We start from the raw sequence: 21,675 nt of genomic DNA on the forward strand, positions 1-21,675 counted from the left end.
AATAGCTTTGTTTCCTATACCAGCGGTAAATGCGTTAATCATCGCGTCGACTGGCTTAATTGAGTCGGTGTAATGCGGTCAATGCCAACGTGTTGATGAGGCGCTTTCGGTCAAGGGCATTTCTCTTTGTCTTTTCTTTCGTTTTTATGTAGGCACCCATGTCGCCAATGATTAAACCAGGCCTGATTATTTTGCATGGTAACCAGCTCGAAGACCTGCAGGCCGCCGTTTTTACGTGGATTTCCCAATATCCGCTTAATCCACTTGAAAAAGATATTTTCCTTGTGCAATCCAATGGTATTGCGGAATGGTTAAAAATTTCTTTGGCTGAAAATGTAGGGATTTATGCCGCGAATCGGATTGAGTTACCCGGGCGATTTTTGTGGACCGTTTATCGCAGTATGTTAGGGCGGAGTCAAATACCGTCGAGCTCTTTCCTCGATAAGTCACCACTCACTTGGCGACTCATGCGCTTGCTGCCGGAATTGTTGAATGAACCGGATTTTGTCCCTCTAAAAAACTACCTTTTACAGGGTGATCCAGAGCGCCGCTTACAATTAGCAGCGCGATTGGCTGATTTGATCGATCTATATCAGATGTATCGTTCAGATTGGCTCATGGATTGGAGTCAGCAAAAGGATGTTCTTTCACGCGCTAATGGTGATGTCATAGCACTGCCAGATGATCAGCGATGGCAGGCAAAATTATGGCGTGCGATCTTGCAGGATATCCCCGAAGAAGAAAGGCAACTTGGACGTGTTAACGTTCATCGGCGATTCATTGATGCGATCATGTCGGGCGATGCACCACAATCCTCTCTACCTAGGCGCGTCATTTTGTTTGGTGTTTCGGCTCTGCCAAGGCAGTCACTGGAGGCATTGTCAGCTCTTTCTCGCCATACACAAGTAATTCTCGCTGTTCCCAACCCTTGTCAGTTCTATTGGGGGGATATTATTGATGGTCGAGATCTTTTGCTTGCAGAGCATAAGCGTCAGAAACAACGTCGCGGGATAGACTTATCAAGTATTCCCATGTCCGAACTTCATGCGCATAGCCATCCTTTACTTGCAAGCTGGGGGAAGTTGGGACGTGACTTCATACGGATGCTGGATGAGTTTGATCAGGAAGAGCAGACGAGGGAACGTTTTTCTAGTCTAAAACTTGATTTGTTTACTGAGGGTGAGGGAGATCATCTACTGAGCCAAGTTCAGCATGCCATTCGGGACTTGTTGCCACTGAACGAGCATCCTGGTGCAGTCATCGATCAACATGATCAGTCGATCGAGTTTCATATCGTACATAGCCATCAACGGGAGGTAGAAGTTTTACATGATCGCCTATTGACGCTCTTAGCGTCAGAGGGCGAGAGTCAATTAGCGCCGAAAGAAATCGTTGTGATGGTGCCGGACATCACGACGTTTTCGGCTTCAATTCGCGCTGTTTTTGGTCAATACAAAAAGAATGATCGTCGATTTATTCCCTTTGAAATTGCGGATGCATCTGACAGGAAGAATAATCCTTTATTAATCGCAGTCGATTGGCTTCTACACTTACCGCAACAACGTTGTTTGCAGAGTGAAATTTGTGATCTTTTGGATGTGCCTGCTTTGGCTGCGAGCTTCGGGATTGATGAGGAAGATCTCCCAACAATAAAGCACTGGATACAAGGTGCTGGTATCCGCTGGGGATTGGACTCTCAGCACCGAGGGGCTCTTGGTTTAGGTGCTGCTGGAGAGCAAAATTCTTGGTTATTCGGCATCGAGCGGATTCTTCTTGGCTATGCCGTTGGCGCTTTCTCTGATTATCAAGGGATCGAACCTTATCCAGAAATCAGTGGGCTCGATGCCCCGCTGGCTGGCGCGCTGGCAGAATTTATTACCACATTGATTGAATGGAGGTCATTACTGACGGTATCTCGCTTGCCGGAAGACTGGGCAGAGATCGGGCGCAAGTTATTGGATGTTTTCTTTATTGCATCGACAGAAACGGATCGTGTCGTGATTACACGTCTTCATGAGAGCCTCGCTCGGTGGACGGAATTTTGCGATCAAGCACAGTTCATCGAAAGCATACCATTAGCAGTATTCCGAGAGGCTTGGTTGGGTGGTTTGGATGAAACAACCTTGAATCAGCGTTTTATCTCCGGCGGTGTGACGTTTTGTACTTTCATGCCCATGCGTGCTTTGCCTTTCCGTGTGGTGTGTTTGTTAGGGATGAATGAGGGAGATTTTCCACGCAGAGCCAATAAAGTCGACTTTGATTTGCTGGCTCTGCCGGGAATGGCACGACCCGGAGATCGCTCGCGTCGGGATGATGATCGCTATTTGATGCTGGAAGCACTACTGTCGGCGAGGGACAAGTTGTATATCAGTTGGGTAGGCAGAAACATCCGAGATAATTCTTTCCAGCCACCTTCGGTCTTAGTATCGCAATTGCAAGACTATTTATGCGCAGGATGGAAGTTCGATTTATCTTTGCACACGACAGATCACCCGCTTCAACCTTTTAGTGCTAGATACTTTTTTGCGTCGCCCTTGCATCAGATCACTTATGCCATTGAGTGGGGGGCTGCGCATGGCGTCGGCCTCGAAAATCCTTCTGATCATGCAGCAGTGTTAATGACCGAAGAAGATGTACCACCGTTTGAAATCGAGCCCGATTTTCGTCTTAAGTTGAGTGAATTGGCGCGTTTTGTTAAGCAGCCTGTCGCCTATTTTTTTCAAAAGCGATTGAATGTGCATTTTGGCCAGCAACAACTTGCTGGCGATGATGAAGAGCCATTTAGTCTTCATGCACTTGACGAATATCAGTTAGCTGAGCGTTTGATTCTTGCCAGTGCTTCTGACGGGCCAGAAAGTGATGTTGAGAATTACTTGCGCACGAAAACACAAGTCTTGATGAGGGAAGGGTTGCTACCGATCGGATTAACGGGACACACCTTTCAAGAAAAATTAGCAGCAGAGCTCACGCCTGTTCTGGCGGAATATGGGCGATTGCAACAGCTTTTTCCAGCCGCTGCTGATAAAGTACCTTTTCAATTTGAACATCAGGGTATTGTTTTATCAGATTGGATTGATCACCTCCGGTTCGAGGTGCCTAAGGCATCTGAATCTGTTATGCTAAGCTGCCTCTTGCAAACGGTCAGTAAAGTTCTCGATAAAGCAGACAATATTCGTCCCGAAAAACTAATCGATGTATGGATTCGCCAGCTAGCCGCGTCTCAGGCCGGATTGCTTATGACAGTTTATCTCGTCGCGCGTGATGTCACCGTTGTCGTACCTCCACTCGACCCGAATGAATCTACTCAACATCTCGCGACATTGATGATGCTATGGAAAAAGGGATTGGACCAGCTCTATCCCTGTGCATGTAAAACAGCATTAGCGCTCATCACTGATAAAAATCCGCAACAGGTTTATGACGGTAACGTGAATATGGACGGAGAAGTGAAGAGTCCCTATCTTTCTCGTGTGTGGTCAGATTATGCCGCACTGAGTGCGCATCCAGATTGGGAGTCGAGTGCCAAAAATTTATATCAGCCCTTATACGATTGGGCTCGTCAACTCCAAAAAATACCGTTTTCAACGTCCAATACGCACTCGTTAGATGCCGGAGTTTCACTATGAGTCAGACGCTTTATCCTATCTCGTTTCCGCTCTTTGGATCGCGGCTCATCGAGGCGAGCGCTGGTACTGGAAAGACATGGACGATTGCTGCGCTGTATTTACGTCTCGTTCTGGGGCACGGTGGTGATCGCGCTTTTAGAAAGAGTTTGCTTCCTCAAGAAATTTTGGTGATGACGTTCACTCGTGCAGCAACGAGAGAGTTAACAGATCGTATCCGCCAACGACTCTCTCACGCAGCTGCGTATTTTCGCTCGCAAGAATCAGCAACGCCGGACACGGGTGATTCGTTTTTAGATGAGTTGCTCGAAGCATATCCAGATTCGACTGCGCGACAGCAGGCTGCATACCAACTTAGTCACGCAGCCGATGCGATGGATGAAGCGGCTATTTTCACGATCGACGCGTGGTGTCAGCGCATGTTGCGTGAGCATGCCTTCGACAGTGGTAGCTTATTTGATGAAGAGCTGCTTTCTAATGAATCTGCAATGTTAGAAAATGCGGTGAGAGACTATTGGCGTCAGCAAGTTTATCCGCTGAATCGACACGCGTTGAAAATCGTCAATGAGACATGGAAAGATGTAAATGCGTTACAAGAAGCGGTGAAGAAATTATTGCCTCACGCGAATTTAATCCTGTTGGAAGGGTATATTTCTTTAGCTGCACTGATCGCAAAACATGAAACGGAAACAACACAAATTCTTGCGCCGATCAAAGCGGAATGGCGTGGCATTACCGATCAAATAACGACTTGGTTTGCAGAGCAAAGAGAGAAAGCGCCGAAGCAATTTAATGGTAATAAAATGCGTCCTGCGACTTTGCAGAAGTGGTTGGATGCCTTAAAGAATTGGACGCTCAATCCAACTTCGATTTGGCCGGAATACTTTGCAAACATGGCAGAAAAGTTGAAGCCAGAGAGCCTCATTGATGCCTGTAACAAAGGCTATGAGATTATCGTTCCTGATTTTTTTAGACATTTTCCTCAGCTGCAGCACCAACTGGAGCAAATAGACCCCATGTCGCATGTGTTGTATCGCCATGCGGTAACAGCTATTTCTGCCAGCATTGACGTATTAAAATTGCAGCAGAAACAGTATGGATTTAGCGACATGCTATCTCGCCTCAAACAGGCGTTGACGGGAGTGAACTGCGTAACTATGCGCGAACGAGTGATTGATCAATATCCAGTAGCGATGATTGATGAATTTCAAGATACGTCACCCGATCAATATGCGATTTTCGATGCACTCTATCATGTTGAAGAAAATCCTCGCGACATCGGTCTTTTCCTCATCGGTGATCCTAAACAATCTATTTACGGCTTTCGTGGTGCGGATATTTATAGCTACCTAGCTGCCCGTAAAGCGACGGAGGGACGCCATTATCTGCTCGGCACGAATTATCGCTCTACCGTTGGGTTAGTTGACGCTGTGAACCGTGTGTTTGATTATGCTGAGAGCGCATCAGCCAACCCAATGCACGCTGCTGGCGCCTTCCATTTTCGATGTGAGGATAATGACCCTGTTCCTTTTGAACCGGTCAAGGCAAATGGGTTATCTTCACAGTTGAGGATGTTTGACCCCGCAACGCAGTCATCCAAGGTAGCGCCGCCACTACAACTTTTGTATGCGAATAATGGCAAGGAAAACAAAGAAGATGCATTGCATTTCTTCGCACAGCATTGTGCGCAATACATCGTTGAGCAACTGAACTCTCCAGATGCGGGCTTTGAAAAAGAGGGAGGCTTTGAACGCCTAAAGCCGGCCGATATTGCTATTCTGGTGAAGGATCATCATGAAGCGACGGCGATTCGTAGAGCACTTCAGAAGCGTGATGTCGCGAGTGTCTATTTGTCGGACAAAAATTCTGTTCTTCAAAGTGACGAGGCGCACGATATCCTTCGGTGGTTACAAGCATTTGCAGATCCCATGGACCCTGAGCTAGGACGTGCACTCTTCGCGACTAAAACGGTCATGATGCATTTAGCAGAATTGATCGATCTTGTGACAGATGATCTCGTTTGGGAATCACGTCTTGAGCAGTTGAAAGAGTGGCATAGCGTTTGGCAGCGACAAGGAGTACTCGCAGCGATTCGACGCTTTATTTTTGATCTTGCATTACCAGAAAAATTATTACAAACGGTTGGCGGGGAACGACGGTTAACCAATGTGCTCCATGTCGCAGAATTGTTAGAAGCAGCGAGTGAGCAACTGGATGGTGAGCGTGCTTTGATTCGGTGGTTTGCGGAGCAAATTGCCGACGAGGCAAGCAGTAGTGATGAACACATCTTACGCTTGGAGAGCGATGCAGATCTCGTCAAGGTCATTACTATTCATAAGTCGAAAGGGCTTGAATATCCTTTGGTTTTTCTGCCATTTGCAACTTCTACCAGAGTAGTAAAGCGTCCTAAGCAGTTGTTTTTTAAGTACACAAACGCCGATGGACATCCGATGATCGATCTACATTTATCCGATGCGGCGCAAGCGGCTGCGGACGAGGCACGGCTTGAAGAGGAACTGAGATTACTATACGTTGCTTTGACCCGCGCTTCACATGGATTATGGTTAGGTCTATCTTCACACTCGAAAAGCCTGCATGCATCTGCCTTTGGTTACCTGTTAAACGGCGGCAACGCACTGGGAGATGAAGAGCTGCCTGATGCGCTCAGTGCACTGGTGGGAACGTGTGCTGGTATTGATGTGTCGTTGTTAGAAAACGAAGCACAATGCAGTCGTTATGTTGATACAGTACCGCGTTATGCACTTGCCTCCTGTTCTCCATATGATAGTCAATTTGATCGCAATTGGTCAGTGACTAGCTTTTCATCGATCGTTAGAAACATGCAGCAAACTTTTTCTGTTGCACGATTGGAAGACAATAAATTATTTGAAGATGAAGAGATATCACCTCCTGAGTCATTGGAAACATTGGCATGGCATCGTTTTCCACGAGGCGCCATTCCAGGGCAATTCCTTCATGATCAATTGGAATGGATCGCAAATGAAGGTTTTTGTATCGTCTCTGAGCGTAATTTTATTGAGCGTCTTGGTAAGCGTTGTGCACGGGCTGGATGGGATCATCATCTCAATGACATCGCGGAGTGGCTCGTTCACATCGTCAATGCCAGACTTATACCAGTTGGCGCCTCCTTGTTGGATATTGAGCATCTCATTCCAGAGATGGAATTTTGGTTTCCTACTCGCTCTGCACCAGTGAAAGAATTGGACGCACTATGCCGACGACATTTTCTCAATGATGCTCTCAGACAAACGTTAAGCGAGAAGACACTCCATGGGCTCTTAATGGGATTTGCTGATCTTGTTTTTGAACATGAAGGTAAATATTGGGTGTTGGACTACAAATCAAATTCAGTGGCAACAGATGACCATGGTTACCACGATGCTGCACTGGCATCCGCGATGGCATCACATCGATATGATGTACAAGGCGCAATCTATATGTTGGCGTTACATCGATTGCTACGATCGCGTCTTGGTGACGATTACGACCCAGATCAACACATGGGCGGGGCAGTTTTCTTCTTTTTGCGCGGTATCTCTAACGAAGCGACCCATGGCTGTTACCACCTTCCTGCTACCCGTTCTTTTTTAGAAGAACTTGATCAACTTGTTAGCGAGCAGGAGGATTGCAAATGAAAACGAGCGCTGAACTCATTGCGGATATCCAACTACTTGTGGAACAAAAGCACTTGCGTACCCTCGCGCTTGCCTTCGCCCGTTTTATGCGCGATTTGGGAATGAGTAATGTTCACCAGATTTTCTGCGCTGCGGTACTTACCGAAATTGAAGCGAGAGGGCATATTTGTCTAAACCTCGACACTTTTGTGCAAGATCCATGCACACTGCTCGATTGGGAGCCTGCGGTGTGGCAAAAACTGAGTAGTGACTTTGCGTTTCCAAAGACGAAGGAGGGATGGATACTTGCCCTCAGCGCAGGGGAGTTTATTTATGTTGCTCAAACGCATAAGAATCAGGCATCGGAAGACTTTTTATTCGACCTCGCTACAGAAGATCAGCGCCAGGTCATGGTATTACAAAATGACCGCTTATATCTCAGACGTTACTGGCGAGATGAGACGCGCGTCGCGGAATCAGTTCGCCGTAGAGCAAGTTTGGCGACTGATGTGAAGGCAGAGGAGGTTCGTCGCTGGCTTGATATCCTATTCGCCGCAGAGGATGGCACGGATAAAGACGTAACTGATGTCGATTGGCAAAAGCTAGCCTGTGCGATTGCTGTCCGCAGCCATTTTTCTATTATCACTGGTGGTCCTGGTACAGGAAAAACCTACACCGTTGCACGCTTGATTGCATTGATGCTTGCTTTGAGCCATCACCCAGAGCGGCTACGCATTGCGCTCGCGGCACCAACAGGTAAAGCCGCAGCGAGATTAAAGCAGTCTCTGGATAAGGCTTTAACCGGCCTCGCTCAAAAGCTTGGAAGTTCTTTGCCAATGAAAGAAATGAGCTCTCGCATTGGTGCTGCGCGCACACTCCATAGTCTTCTTGGTGCTCGCCCTGATACCCGCCGCTTTCGTCACCATGCGGGAAACCAACTTGATATTGACGTGCTCGTTGTGGATGAGGCCTCCATGATTCATCTGGAAATGATGGCCTCTCTTCTCGATGCTCTACCGGATCGCACCGTGTTGGTACTGCTTGGAGATAAGGATCAATTAGCCTCCGTTGAGGCTGGCGCTGTTCTGGGTGATTTATGCGGTCGCGCTGAAGAGGGCGGATATACGCCGGAGACACTGTCGTACCTTACCGAAACGACAGGCGAGGTGGTTGCCGACATGTTTGCGGGTGACCGAGGTGCCATTGCTCAACAGACCGTGATGCTACGCAAGAGTCGTCGATTTAGCAGTGCAATTGGTGCCTTAGCCCTGGCAGTCAATGATGGCAATATAGAAACGGCAACATCGTGCTTTGATCAAGGTGATGAGACATTGCAATGGATGGTGCATGCAAAACAAGCGCAATTACTTATGCTGTGTTGCGACGGCAGGTCAGGCGCTGAGGGTGGATATAGTGCCTACTTAACATTGATTCAAGACATGCCTGAGCAAATCTCGACGCACAATATCGATCGATCAGCTGAAATCGAAGCGAATTTCAATCAATGGGCTACGTCGGTTTTGGTTGCTTTCGATCGGTTCCGGGTCTTATGCGCGCTCAAAGAGGGTGAATGGGGTGTTAATGGATTAAATACTGCCATCGAGCAAATGTTGCAAGGGCGTGGACTTCTCAAGCGCGATAGCGACTGGTATCGCGGTCGACCGGTGATGGTTACTCGCAATGATTACAATAATCAAGTGTTTAATGGTGATATCGGGCTCGCATTGCCGGATGTTCATCGTCACAAACCGATGCGTGTCTATTTTCATGAAGGTGATCGGTTGCGTAGTATTCTTGCGTCCAGACTGAGATATGTTGATACGGCTTATGCGATGACAGTGCATAAATCTCAGGGATCGGAATTTTCTCATACCGTGCTGGTGTTGCCACACGACTCCTCACCAGTTCTTACTCGTGAGTTGGTGTACACCGGTATTACACGCGCGCGTGACGCCTTCACACTGGTGAGCCCCGTCAACCAGATCTGGCGCAAAGCGTTGTCACTTAAAACCCAAAGGGAGAGCGGGTTGATGTCTGTATTGCATGTTTCCGAGCAGAAGTAATACCTAGACGACATGTTTTGCGTGTTTGATACAACATCTGTGATTTGTTACGTTGGCTCAACATCAATAAAAGATAAAAATCAGCACGAAATGCGCCAAAATAGCGGGATATTGGCTGGATAACGCCTCAACACTGAAAATTATTTGAAAGAAGTTGTAAAAATTGTAAATTTTCTAGGCGCAAGGCATTTGCAATACGTTGTTTTAATTATAAAATGACACGCTGTGCGAATCCAGCATGGACATCAGTTGTATCAGCTCAGTTATCAGGGATGTAGATGACGTGTATCAACACTTAGCAATTCCCTTTAGTTGCGCCAGGTAAAAAAGAAGATAACGAGAATATGAGTAAAAATAACACCACACTGATTAATGCCAACAATAACGGTATGCCACGCCATATCGCGATTATTATGGATGGCAATGGTCGGTGGGCGACGAAGCGCTTTTTGCCGCGTTTTGCCGGCCATGCCAAAGGGGTTAAAACAGTTAATAAAGTCGTCGAAGCCTGCGTAAATCGCGGCATCGAGTACTTAACTCTTTTCGCTTTCAGCTCTGAGAACTGGCGCCGTCCTCCAGATGAAGTCTCGTTGCTGATGCAACTCTTCAGGAAAGTATTGATTGGCGAGATCCGTAAAATGGGCGAAAACAATATTCGACTCAAAGTGATCGGCGATCTCAGCAAGTTTGACAAAGATCTGCAAGAGCTAGTTCGCACGGCAGAATCCGAAACCGCAGCCAACACTGGTCTGACACTCACTATTTGCGCTAACTATGGCGGTCGGTGGGACATTATGAATGCGTGTAGTAAATTAATCGCCTCGGGTGTCAAGCAAGAAGACATCACCGAAGACCAATTAAGCTCACATTTAGCAATGGCATACGCGCCAGATCCGGATATGTTGATCCGTACCGGCGGTGAAGCACGCGTTTCCAATTTTTTGTTGTGGCAATTGGCCTATTCCGAGTTTTATTTTACCGATACCTTTTGGCCTGATTTTGGTGTCGATGCTTTGGACGAGGCGATTGTTTCGTTTCAAAAAAGAGAGCGTCGTTTCGGTAAGACCAGCGAGCAAGTGCAAGCGAAATAAGCGCGTGTCTGCAGAGTGGCGAGGGCTTAGCTACTCTGCTGTGAGTACTATGTATTCGTGCAGGCTTCATTGGAATGGTGTTTCAGCAATGATAGCAGGAGCGTTTGTTCATCAGCCTGTCATACGAGGTCAGTATGATAGGGAGGAATAAAAAGTAATGGCCGGTTTAAGTGCTATACTGAGTGTTCATTAATTGAACGCATTTTATTTTTTGGTGACAGTCTGAGCGTTGTCCTGCTAACCCTTTTAATTTGAGCATATAGGTGCTCGATTGCTTAGTGGGTCGTGGGCAATCATTGAAACAGGTCTGTCGGATCAGTAAAGAACAAGCATTGGATGCAAGCAAGCATGTATCGCCGACAAATTGATGACGAAGATGCGTATCTTGAAGTGATGCGCTTGCTGGAGACAAACCCACACATGTCTCAGCGTGAAATCGCTGCTGCGTTGGGTGTGAGTTTAGGTAAAGCCAATTACTGCCTCAAAGCCTTATTGGATAAGGGTTGGCTGAAAATGCAAAATTTTCAAGGTAGTAAAAATAAGCTGGCTTACGCCTATTTATTGACGCCAAAAGGCATCATAGAAAAAAGCGAAATCACAGCGCGTTTTTTAAAAAGAAAAATGCATGAATATGAAAACTTACGCTCGTTGATTGAAGTGTTGCAGGCCGAGGTCAAACAAAAGTAGTTTGAAAAAAAGCAAGCGTACAAAGAAGGATAAAGTGAATGTTAAAAGTATCTCCAGTAATCTTGTGTGGTGGCTCCGGAACTCGCTTATGGCCGTTGTCGCGGTCTGGTTTTCCTAAGCAGTTTCTAGTTTTATCTGGAACAACAAGTTTGTTTCAGCAAGCGGTTGAGCGCGTTAATGCGATCGCAGCAGATGATATTCAAATCGCTGAAACGCTTGTGGTAACTAATGAAGAACATCGGTTTTTAGCGCTCGATCAATTGCGAGAGTTAAAAGCAGTAAGCGCAACCTTGTTACTTGAGCCTGTTGCACGGAATACAGCGCCAGCACTGACACTCGCTGCCTTGCGCGCAGTCGAGCAAGGTGAGGATCCTATTCTTGTCGTTACCCCTGCCGACCAAACCATTACCGATCCAGTTGCCTTCACCTTAGCGTTGCAGCACAGCACTCGCGCTGCTGCAACTGGTGCAATCGTCATTTTGGGAATTACGCCAACTGCCCCTGAAACAGGATACGGGTACATTAAACATCAAGGTGACGTAAAGACGTTTGGCGAATACAGCGTGGCACAGTTTGCGGAAAAACCGGATGCAGGGACAGCGCAACAATATCTCGATAGTGGTAACTATTGCTGGAATAGCGGCATGTTTGTTCTGCGTGCGAGCTCTTGGTTAAAGGCATTGCAGCTTTTCCGACCAGATATCGCAACAGCGACTCAAAACGCATGGAATGAACGTACGTCTGATGCGCAATTTATTCGTCCCGGTAAAGCGACTTTTGCCAATATTCCAAGCGAATCGATTGATTATGCAGTGATGGAGCAATGTCCTGGTTCAGAGATAGCCATCAATATGGTGCCTCTCGCTGCGGGTTGGAATGATCTCGGTGCTTGGGATGCGGTCTGGCAAGTTGGTGTACAGGATGCCAATGGTAACGTGATGCAAGGTGATGCATTTCAGGCTGACACGACCAATAGTCTCATTTATGCATCAAGCCGCTTAGTCAGCGCGGTTGGTGTTGATAACCTCGTCATCGTGGAGACTGCGGATGCGGTTCTGGTTGCTGATCGCAGTCAAAGTCAACATGTTAAAAAAGTCGTTGCCATGCTTGAAAAGAGTGAGCGTGGTGAGCATACGCTGCACAGAAAAGTTCACCGTCCTTGGGGATGGTATGACAGTATTGATGAAGCAGATCGCTTCAAGGTCAAGCGCATCAACGTTAAGCCAGGTGCTAGCTTGAGTCTTCAAAAACATCACCACCGCGCTGAGCATTGGATTGTTGTTAAGGGGACAGCTGAGGTCACGTGTGGCGAAAAAGTTATTCTTCTCACTGAGAATCAGTCCACTTACATCCCTCTTGGTGAGGTGCATCGCCTTAAAAATCCTGGTGCGATACCACTCGAGATTATTGAGGTTCAATCTGGGAGTTATCTGGGTGAGGATGATATTGTGCGCTTTGAAGACACATATGGACGAATAAAGGTTTAATAAATATGAATAAGCAAGCAAAAATATATGTTGCGGGACATCGTGGAATGGTCGGCTCAGCGATTGTTCGTACTTTGAAGGGGCTGGGTTATGTCAATATTGTTACTAGAACACATGCAGAGCTAGACCTTACAAATCAATTACAAGTAAGAGAGTTTTTTTTGACAGAAAAGCCTGACTACGTTTATCTAGCTGCTGCAAAAGTAGGCGGGATTCATGCGAACAACACCTTTCCAGCCGAGTTCATTTATCAGAACTTGATGATGGAGGCGAACGTAATCCACGAGGCTTTTTCCTTTGGTGTGAAGAAATTGCTTTTCTTGGGCTCAAGTTGTATCTATCCAAAATTAGCAGCTCAACCAATGGCAGAAGATGCACTACTGACTGGAACTTTAGAGGCAACTAACGAGCCTTATGCTATTGCTAAAATTGCCGGTATTAAACTTTGTGAAAGTTACAACCGTCAGTATGGCGCTAGCCACGGAATTGATTTTAGAAGTGTAATGCCTACCAATCTTTATGGACCTGGAGATAATTACCATCCTGAAAATAGTCATGTTATTCCTGCGCTAATACGAAGGTTTCATGAGGCTAAACAAGCTTCTTCGCCATGTGTCACCATTTGGGGAACTGGTACTCCCAGAAGAGAATTTTTATTTGTTGATGACATGGCTGCAGCGAGTGTCCATGTAATGAATTTAGCCAAGGAAATTTACGATGGGCAGACTTCTCCAATGCAGAGCCATATTAATGTTGGATATGGTGATGACGTTACGATTAGAGAGTTAGCTGAAACGATTGGAGATGTAGTGGGCTATCAAGGAAATATAGAATTTGACTCATCCAAACCTGATGGCGCTCCAAGAAAATTAATGAATAGCAATCGCCTGGCATCTCTTGGTTGGCAAGCAAAGGTTAATTTGAAAGATGGATTGGTAGTTGCGTATAACGATTTTTTAGTTAACCAAAATATATTGAGAAATCATTAAAAAGAATTGGAATTTTAAAAATGATAAATGAAAAAAAAGTTGCGCTAATAACCGGTATCACCGGTCAGGATGGTTCCTACTTAGCAGAATTATTATTGGAAAAAGGCTATGTGGTTCACGGTATTAAGAGACGTGCAAGTTCGTTTAATACACAGCGTGTCGACCACATATATCAAGACCCTCATATCGAGAATGCAAATTTTAAATTGCACTACGGTGATTTGACGGATACAAGTAATTTGATTCGAATTGTGCAAGAAACACAACCGGACGAAATATATAACTTAGGTGCGCAAAGTCATGTTGCGGTAAGTTTCGAGAGTCCTGAATATACGGCAGACGTGGATGCGATGGGAACGCTGCGCTTGCTTGAAGCGATCCGCATCCTTGGTTTAGAAAAGAAAACTCGCTTTTATCAAGCATCAACTTCAGAGTTATATGGATTAGTACAGGAAATTCCCCAAAAGGAGACGACCCCTTTTTATCCACGTAGTCCATATGCGGTTGCGAAAATGTATGCTTATTGGATTACAGTGAATTACAGAGAAGCATACGGTATATACGCGTGTAACGGAATTTTGTTTAATCATGAAAGCCCTCGTCGAGGAGAAACTTTTGTTACACGGAAAATTACTCGTGGGCTTTCAAATATCGCTCAAGGTTTAGAGAACTGTCTTTACGTTGGTAATATGGATGCTCTCCGTGATTGGGGACACGCTAAAGACTATGTCCGTATGCAATGGATGATGTTGCAACAAGACAAGCCCGAGGATTTTGTTATAGCTACAGGTTTTCAAATTAGTGTGCGTGACTTTATTAAGTTGTCAGCTAAGGAACTTGGTATTACTTTGGAATTTACTGGTGCTGGAGTCGATGAGGTCGCGACGGTTCTAACTGTTGAAGGTGACTCTGCACCGTTTGTTAAGCCAGGTAATATCATCGTTAAAGTCGATCCTCGTTATTTCCGTCCAACGGAAGTTGAAACTCTACTTGGTGATCCAACTAAAGCAAAGCAAAAGTTAGGCTGGGTTCCGGAAATTACAGTAAATCAGATGTGCGCTGAAATGGTGGCGTCTGATTTGAGTGATGCTAAGCGTCACGCTTTATTAAAAAAACATGGTTTCGAAACACGCGTTAGTTTTGAATAAATTTAAGCAATAACTTATCGGGGACTTATGCTCAGATTTTTTCGAAGATTCTTTTACATTTTATCGAATCGATTTAACAAGAAAAATTCGATTTTATCTGAGTACGTCTCGCAATTGGCGATTAGGGGACAAGGTATTCACATTCAAACTGGTACTCGGGTTGATGCACATTCGCTAATTGAAAGCTATACATACATAGGGTGTTATTGCTACATCACAAAATCTAAAATTGGTCGTTACGTTTCAATTGCGAACAATGTTTCGATCGGTCAAGGCGAGCATGATCTGAAGCGAATTTCCACTTCAAGTTTATTTTATAACAATGCTTGGGATAACCTTACAAGTGGTGAGTGCGAAATTTGTGATGATGCCTGGATTGGTGTTGATGCCGTGATTTTGCGTAATGTCCGAATAGGCATTGGTGCTGTCGTTGCTGCAAATGCCGTTGTTACAAAAAATGTACCTGATTACGCAGTTGTTGCAGGCGTGCCAGCACGAATTATAAAGTACCGATTTTCTCAAGAGAAAATAGAAAAAATTAAAGCCTCTCAATGGTGGAAGTTGGAGATTGATGACGCGAAACTGAAACAAATCGAATTGGAAAAGGAGTTGTCTCAATAATGAAGCTTGCTAGTCTTAGAGGTATGGCCTTCGCGAACAATGAGATTTTTAACTCAAAAAATCCCAGCAATAGAGATAATTGCTTTGAACCCTACATTTTTCTTCGAGATGAAATGAAAAATGCTGGAATTATTTTAAATACATGTGATTTAAATGATAATTCTCAAGTTGATTTAGAGATTCACCATGATATTCAAGATGTTAGCTCATCGAACATTCAATATTTGCTGATGTTGGAGTCCCATTTAATTGCAAAGAAAAATGGGGAGTCAGTTAACTGGGGTAAATATCGTAAAGTATTTACGTGGAGAGACGATCTTGTTGATGGGCGTAAGTTTATTAAGATTAATATTCCTAATCCTATTTTAGTTCCAGACGTAGATGGTTGGGGGCAGCGAGACAGGTTCTGCGCACTCATTGCTGGAAATAAATCGTTATCATTTTTTGATGTGAGGGATCTTTATACCGAACGGGTTAAAACAATTCGCTGGTTCGAAAAAAATGCTATAGACGATTTCGACTTATATGGTGTGGACTGGGATATTCCGCCACCCCCAGTTGGAAGGTTTCGCAATGTGCACAGAAAATTCTGGAGGAAAGTTACCTCATTTGTGCGATTGAATCCGTTTCCTAGTTACAAGGGGCGAGTTAAAAATAAGCGAGATGTTTTACTGAAGACTAAATATGCTATTTGTTATGAGAACGTCAGAGATCTACCAGGATATATAAGCGAAAAGATTTTCGATTGTTTTTTTTCGGGCTGTGTCCCGGTTTACTGGGGTGCTAATAATATCGTAGATCACATACCTAGTGATTGTTTTATAGATAGACGAAAATTTTCAAATGAATCTGATCTATACAAACATCTAAAATCCCTTACTGAAGAACAATTCGTTTTTTACCAAAATAATATTGTAACTTTTTTAAGAAGTGATGCAGGTAGGAAATTTGGGGCTAAATTTTTTGCGGAAACTATTGTCAATGCGATAGTTCAAGACCTTGAGTGCTAAACGTGATTTATTAATTTTGGGCGGTGGGCGATTTGTAACTGCGGGTTTGGGGCTTGCAACGGTAAGAGCTGTAACAACGTATTTAACACCTGCCGAATATGGACAGTTTGCCATTCTTGTCGTAATTCAGTCATTTTGTGGGTTATTTTTGATTAATCCACTAGGGATGTATCTAAATCGCCATACACATGAGTGGTGGGATGATGGCACATTGCTCTCTCGACTAAAAAGCTATAAATGGTACATTTTTTCTGTTTCAGTTATCGGTTGTGCGGTTAGCATTGGGATGTCAAAAACGAATCTACTGCCTCAAATAATTGCTACTGGGATAACAGTTATTGTGATGGTAAACGCCATAACTTGGAACTCAACATGGGTACCGCTTTTGAATATGGTAGGACTTAGATCTCAATCAGTGCGTTGGGCGTTGGTCTCTAGTGTATTTGTATTAATTTTTCCTATTTCAATATGTTTATATTTACCAACAGGGTTGGGTTGGTTTGTCGGTCAAGCACTTGGATATTCTCTGGGCGCTTATCTTGCAAGGCGGTCATTTCTGCGAATTTTATCGGTCAGGTCTACAGAATCTAAGGATGTGGACTTTGATTGGAAAGACGTCTCTGCTTATTGTGTGCCATTAGCCTTAGGTACCGGCTTTATGTGGATGCAGCAAAGCGGATATAGGTTAATCGTTGAGCATTATTGGGGGCTATCTGCCCTCGGGTATCTATCTGTAGGCTTAATGTTAGCAGGTCAAATTTGGTCGCTCGTTGAGTCTTTAGCGCAACAATTTTTGTACCCTTTGTTTTATAAGCGTATTGCAAATTCTGATGAGCCCTTAAAAGGGGAAGCTTTCTCGGACTTACTAAATGTGCTCGTTCCTATCTATGTAATCCTCGCGGGGGCGGTGTTCTTAGCTGGTCCATATTTATTGAAGGTATTGGTTTCTTCACATTATGCCGGTGCAGGATCATTCTTTCGGTTCGGCGTTGGTATAGAGTTTTGTCGTGTGGTTGCTAATCTCCTCAGCAATGCTGCACACGTAACAAAAAGAACGCAAACTATAGTTCTGCCATATGCAGTTGGAGCTATTGTCTCGTCTATTTTGTTGTTGTTCACAGGGGCCTTGCAAAAGGATATATTTTTTGCTGCGATTTGTTTGCTCATTGCAGCAACTTTTGTCCTTATTGTAATGTGGGTAATTATGTCTCGGCAAATCATTGTACATATAGAGCAAAAAATGTGGGGAGCGTCGTTTTTTTTGACATGCATATTTCTGATTTCTGCATTTTTTCTTTCTGTTCCAGGCTCATGGATCGAGGTATTTTTTGTTTTAATATCCATCGCTGTTATAAGTTGCTTAGCCCTGTATTTTTTTCTAAAAGCCAATAGGTCGTTGCAAAGATTAATTTTTATCGATTTAAAAAATGGGGTTGCGCAAGAATGATTATTGTTGAAGTGATTGGCGGTCTAGGCAATCAAATGTTCCAGTATGCGCTTGGACGAGCATTGAGTTGCCAGCAAGGTGATGCAAGGCTGATGCTCGATACATCTAAATTTGAAACCTATAACCTTCATAATGGATTCGAACTCAGTCGAATTTTTACCGGAGAGTTTAAACTCGCCAGTAATAGAGATATAAACGAAGTATTGGGGTTCCGATCTATACCAATTGTCCGGAGACTTTTATCTGGTAATCGATTTTCCCAATTTCGAGGAAGTAATTTTGTTGTCGAGCCTCATTTTCATTATTGGCCCGAAATAAAGAATGTAACTTCTGACAGTTATTTGGTCGGCTATTGGCAATCAGAGAAGTATTTCAAAACAGTCGAAGATATTTTGCGGCAAGATTTTACTTTCAAGATACCTTTATCCGATAGGAACGAATTAGTTTTATGTGACATGCGCAAACAACCAAGTATTAGTTTGCATATCAGGCGCGGCGATTACGTCCAGAACGCGAACACACTTGCGACTCATGGCGTTTGCTCGTTGGAGTATTATCGTTCTGCAATAGGATTGATTTTAGAGAAGGTGAATAACCCTAAGTTTTTTATTTTTTCTGATGATCAAAATTGGGTAAAAGAGAATTTGAAAATTGATCACCCGTGCTCATATGTTGACCACAATAAAGGGGGCGAAAGTTACAACGATATGAGACTTATGAGCTTATGTGATCACCATATTATTGCTAATAGCTCGTTTAGTTGGTGGGGAGCATGGCTTAATCCTAGTCGATCCAAAATTGTTATTTCTCCAAATAAGTGGTTTGCGTCTACACGAAATTTAACGGTCGATCTTTGTCCTTCGGATTGGATTAAGTTATGAATCTGGCCTCGCTCGAAACCAATCACATTTTAATTATTTTTCGCGGTAATCTTTTTGCAGCACACTCAGTTCCTCAGTTTATTCCAATGTTGGCACGTAAATTAGTCGCCGTTGGATATTTGGTAACGGTATTAAGTAGTGATGCCAAGCTTTGTTTAGATATGCCACGAGATGTGACGTTTGAGAACCAAGATTTTTTGGAAATTGAAGATTTGCAAGGCTATCTAAGCAAGTTTGATCAATTAATTTATTTAGGCTATGAGACTTTTATTGCTACATCCGAAGAATCTTGTCACACGGAGTTCATACGTAACTTATCTACTATTTCAAAGCTGTTCATAAATGCGGCTAATCTAGGGAAAAAGGTGATTTTCTTTTCTCCCGGTAGCGCGGTCTATGGTGAACCCAAGGAATTACCGTTGGTGGAAACACATGAATTAAATCCTCTAAATTGCTATGGATTTACCTCGTCTCAGATTGAACAGTACGCTTCATTTCTTGCTCGAACGAATAATTTTCGCTTTGTTTGTCTTCGTCAGTCGAATGTTTTTGGAATTGGTCAAAGACCTTTTTCTGGGCAGGGATTCATACCCACCGCGATTGCTACTATTTTGAAAGGCGAGTCGGTAAAAATATTCGGACAGGGCGATGCGATTAGAGACTACATTTATATTGACGACTTGGTTTTAGGTGCATTTGAAGTTATTAAAAATTCGGAAATTACCGGAATATATAACTTGGGTACTGGGGTTGGAGTCTCGACAACTGACATTATTTCAGAACTAGTTACTCTTATGAATGAGGTAAATTTTGAAGTAAAGGTAGTGCGACTGCCTTTAAATTCGATAGATGTCAGCGCAAATATTTTAGACTCCAGAAAAATACATAAGGAAATAGGTTGGTGTGCTGCAACCACACTTCCCGAAGGTTTGAGGCAAACGAGGGACTGGATAATGGCAGAGGGTTTATGACAAATAAAATAGATAACGCGAATTTGGACGAGAACCTTTTGGTAACAGTTGCTATGCCAGTTTACAATGGGGCTCAATTTTTAACCGAAGCGATCGAATCAATACTTGCTCAGAGTATGAAATCGTTTGAATTCATCGTTATTGATGACGGCTCATCTGATGCATCACTAGAAATTTTGAAGAAATATCGTGATATTGATCCGAGAATAAAAGTATTTAGTCGAGAAAATAGAGGGGTTGTATTCACTCGTAATGAGTTGATAGAAAGGTCGGCAGGGAAATTCATTGCATGGATGGATCAAGACGATATAAGTTTACCGGATCGTCTAATTAAGCAGGTTGAACTAATGGAACGGACAAACGCAGATATTTGCGGATGTCATTGGATTGTAATAAACGAAGATGGTAAGTTCATAGACACGCGATTGGTGCCTTTGGAAACCGATAGCTTTGTTATCTGCTTAGCAGAAACGGTGCCATTTGCACATGGTTCGGTCATGATTCGAAGGCAGTTCGCTATAGAAAAGTCGCTTCGTTACGGATCACGGAGGTATGCAGAAGATTATGATCTTTGGATTAGATTTTTTGAAGCAGGTGCTGATTTTGTAAATGTTAACGATTTTCTTTTTAAGTACCGAGACTACTCTACTTCCTTATCAAAAAGAAAAATTCAAGAATTGATGTCTGATACAAGGGCTCTTAAGCTTGGGTTCATGAAAAGAAATTCAGGTATTTGCGTAGATTCGATAACTAAACTTTCCAAAAGAACTCGTTCGTTAAGTTTATTTGAAAGGGTTAATTTAGTAATCGCTAGTTTCAGATTATCCAAACTGACGAAGTCGCTACTCTTTGTTGAAACAATTAAATCTTCCAATCGACGTAGTGTTGTTACTGCACTTTTCGAATTGCTCAGGTGACTTTAAGTAGAGGATGTAAATTTATGGGATGGTTGCGGTTTCTGTTGGCATTTAGCGTTATGTGGACACATGCCGATTTGCCACATGGATTTTCGGGAGATTTATGTGTCACGGTCTTCTTTGCTATTTCAGGTTTTTATATGGCTCTAATTTTGGAAGAAAATAGTAGCTACAAATCAATAAAAACCTTTTATATTCAGAGGATATTACGTATTTTTCCAACATATTTGTTCGTTTTGTTTTTAGCCATAATTTTCATAGGCATACAAATTCTCAATGGTGATCAGCTTATCTATAGTCGTTATTTGTCTGAGCTAGCCCATCCTGTAACAGTAACGATTTTTTGGATCGCGTCACAGTTATTTATTCTTGGGCAAGATGCCATATGCTTTTTTGGTATTGATCAGTTTGGAAAAATAATATTTGAGCCATCGTTGACACTCGCAAGTAGCTCTTTTTCGCAAACAAATATAATTCCGCCAGCATGGTCGCTATCAGGAGAATTATTTTTTTATGCATTAGCACCTTTTGTCTTAAGAAGGTCGATAGTGTTTATTTCTTCGCTTCTGTTATTAAGTGTTGCTACAAGACTGACATTGGCAAACCAGTTTGATTTCGTTAGTGATCCTTGGGCAACGAGATTTTTCCCAAGCGAGTTTTGCTTTTTTATGGCTGGTGCATTAGGTTACAAGCTAATTACGGCGAAAAGTGAAATTAGAGATGGAGCCAAGTATTTAATTTATTTATTATTAGTAATGGTTTCTGTGAGTGCACTTAGCGTTACAAAATGGACTCATTCAAACAGTAAGTTCACGTCGTTTGCGGTGCTCTTTATCGTATTTGTATTAATTAGCGTAATTCCCTTCTTGTTTTCCAAAACTAAAAATAGTCGCATTGACAGACAGATAGGAGAAATCTCTTTTCCTCTTTACGTTTGCCATATTTTAGTATTTCAAGTTGGACACTACTTCTTTCGAAAATCTACGATGGTCGATTTATCGCTCGTTAGTGTAACGATGTTATTTGCAGTAACAATAATTTATTGTGTTGATCAACCAATAAATAATTTCCGACATTCTTTGCTTGCCACAAAAAATAATTGATA

15 protein-coding genes are annotated in these 21,675 nt (G+C 43.5%); all 15 read left to right on the forward strand.

Going from position 1 to position 21,675, the window contains the following annotated elements:
• Window positions 1-158 precede the first annotated feature (158 nt).
• Window positions 159-3,626, forward strand: a complete 3,468-nt coding sequence (gene recC, locus ACO0K2_RS18895; protein WP_423021617.1) for an exodeoxyribonuclease V subunit gamma — start codon at window positions 159-161, stop codon at window positions 3,624-3,626.
• Window positions 3,623-7,279 (forward strand): exodeoxyribonuclease V subunit beta, encoded by a 3,657-nt coding sequence (gene recB / locus ACO0K2_RS18900; RefSeq protein WP_423021618.1) that lies wholly within the window; start codon window positions 3,623-3,625, stop codon window positions 7,277-7,279. Before recC ends, recB begins: the two co-directional genes overlap by 4 nt.
• Complete coding sequence (gene recD, locus ACO0K2_RS18905; protein ID WP_423021619.1) at window positions 7,276-9,321, forward strand: exodeoxyribonuclease V subunit alpha; 2,046 nt, start codon at window positions 7,276-7,278, stop codon at window positions 9,319-9,321. The genes recB and recD overlap by 4 nt, the downstream gene beginning before the upstream one ends.
• Before the next feature lie 344 nt (window positions 9,322-9,665).
• Complete coding sequence (locus ACO0K2_RS18910) at window positions 9,666-10,412, forward strand: isoprenyl transferase (protein ID WP_423021620.1); 747 nt, start codon at window positions 9,666-9,668, stop codon at window positions 10,410-10,412.
• A gap of 348 nt (window positions 10,413-10,760) precedes the next feature.
• Entirely contained in the window at window positions 10,761-11,099 is a 339-nt protein-coding gene (locus tag ACO0K2_RS18915) for a MarR family EPS-associated transcriptional regulator (RefSeq protein ID WP_423021621.1), read from the forward strand.
• A 38-nt stretch (window positions 11,100-11,137) separates the two neighbouring features.
• A complete protein-coding gene (locus tag ACO0K2_RS18920; protein ID WP_423021622.1) occupies window positions 11,138-12,586 on the forward strand; it encodes a mannose-1-phosphate guanylyltransferase/mannose-6-phosphate isomerase in 1,449 nt (482 codons plus the stop codon).
• A gap of 5 nt (window positions 12,587-12,591) precedes the next feature.
• Complete coding sequence (gene fcl, locus ACO0K2_RS18925) at window positions 12,592-13,575, forward strand: GDP-L-fucose synthase (RefSeq protein ID WP_423021623.1); 984 nt, start codon at window positions 12,592-12,594, stop codon at window positions 13,573-13,575.
• A 20-nt stretch (window positions 13,576-13,595) separates the two neighbouring features.
• The gene (gmd, locus tag ACO0K2_RS18930) at window positions 13,596-14,723 is read left to right on the forward strand and encodes a GDP-mannose 4,6-dehydratase (protein ID WP_423021624.1); all 1,128 of its coding nucleotides are present in this window, start codon (window positions 13,596-13,598) and stop codon (window positions 14,721-14,723) included.
• A 27-nt stretch (window positions 14,724-14,750) separates the two neighbouring features.
• Window positions 14,751-15,344, forward strand: coding sequence for a hypothetical protein (locus ACO0K2_RS18935; protein WP_423021625.1), 594 nt, complete (start codon window positions 14,751-14,753; stop codon window positions 15,342-15,344).
• Window positions 15,344-16,354: a glycosyltransferase family 10 domain-containing protein gene (locus ACO0K2_RS18940; RefSeq protein WP_423021626.1), complete on the forward strand. Its 1,011-nt coding sequence runs from the start codon at window positions 15,344-15,346 to the stop codon at window positions 16,352-16,354. The genes ACO0K2_RS18935 and ACO0K2_RS18940 overlap by 1 nt, the downstream gene beginning before the upstream one ends.
• Window positions 16,344-17,801, forward strand: a complete 1,458-nt coding sequence (locus ACO0K2_RS18945) for a lipopolysaccharide biosynthesis protein (protein ID WP_423021627.1) — start codon at window positions 16,344-16,346, stop codon at window positions 17,799-17,801. Before ACO0K2_RS18940 ends, ACO0K2_RS18945 begins: the two co-directional genes overlap by 11 nt.
• Window positions 17,798-18,682: an alpha-1,2-fucosyltransferase gene (locus ACO0K2_RS18950; protein WP_423021628.1), complete on the forward strand. Its 885-nt coding sequence runs from the start codon at window positions 17,798-17,800 to the stop codon at window positions 18,680-18,682. Before ACO0K2_RS18945 ends, ACO0K2_RS18950 begins: the two co-directional genes overlap by 4 nt.
• Window positions 18,679-19,653, forward strand: coding sequence for an NAD-dependent epimerase/dehydratase family protein (locus ACO0K2_RS18955; RefSeq protein ID WP_423021629.1), 975 nt, complete (start codon window positions 18,679-18,681; stop codon window positions 19,651-19,653). The genes ACO0K2_RS18950 and ACO0K2_RS18955 overlap by 4 nt, the downstream gene beginning before the upstream one ends.
• Entirely contained in the window at window positions 19,650-20,570 is a 921-nt protein-coding gene (locus tag ACO0K2_RS18960; protein WP_423021630.1) for a glycosyltransferase family 2 protein, read from the forward strand. The genes ACO0K2_RS18955 and ACO0K2_RS18960 overlap by 4 nt, the downstream gene beginning before the upstream one ends.
• A 23-nt stretch (window positions 20,571-20,593) precedes the next feature.
• Window positions 20,594-21,673, forward strand: a complete 1,080-nt coding sequence (locus ACO0K2_RS18965) for an acyltransferase family protein (RefSeq protein ID WP_423021631.1) — start codon at window positions 20,594-20,596, stop codon at window positions 21,671-21,673.
• The last annotated feature ends 2 nt before the right edge of the window (window positions 21,674-21,675 follow it).

The sequence above is a fragment of the Undibacterium sp. MH2W genome, from assembly GCF_049340215.1.
GTDB lineage: Bacteria > Pseudomonadota > Gammaproteobacteria > Burkholderiales > Burkholderiaceae_D > Undibacterium.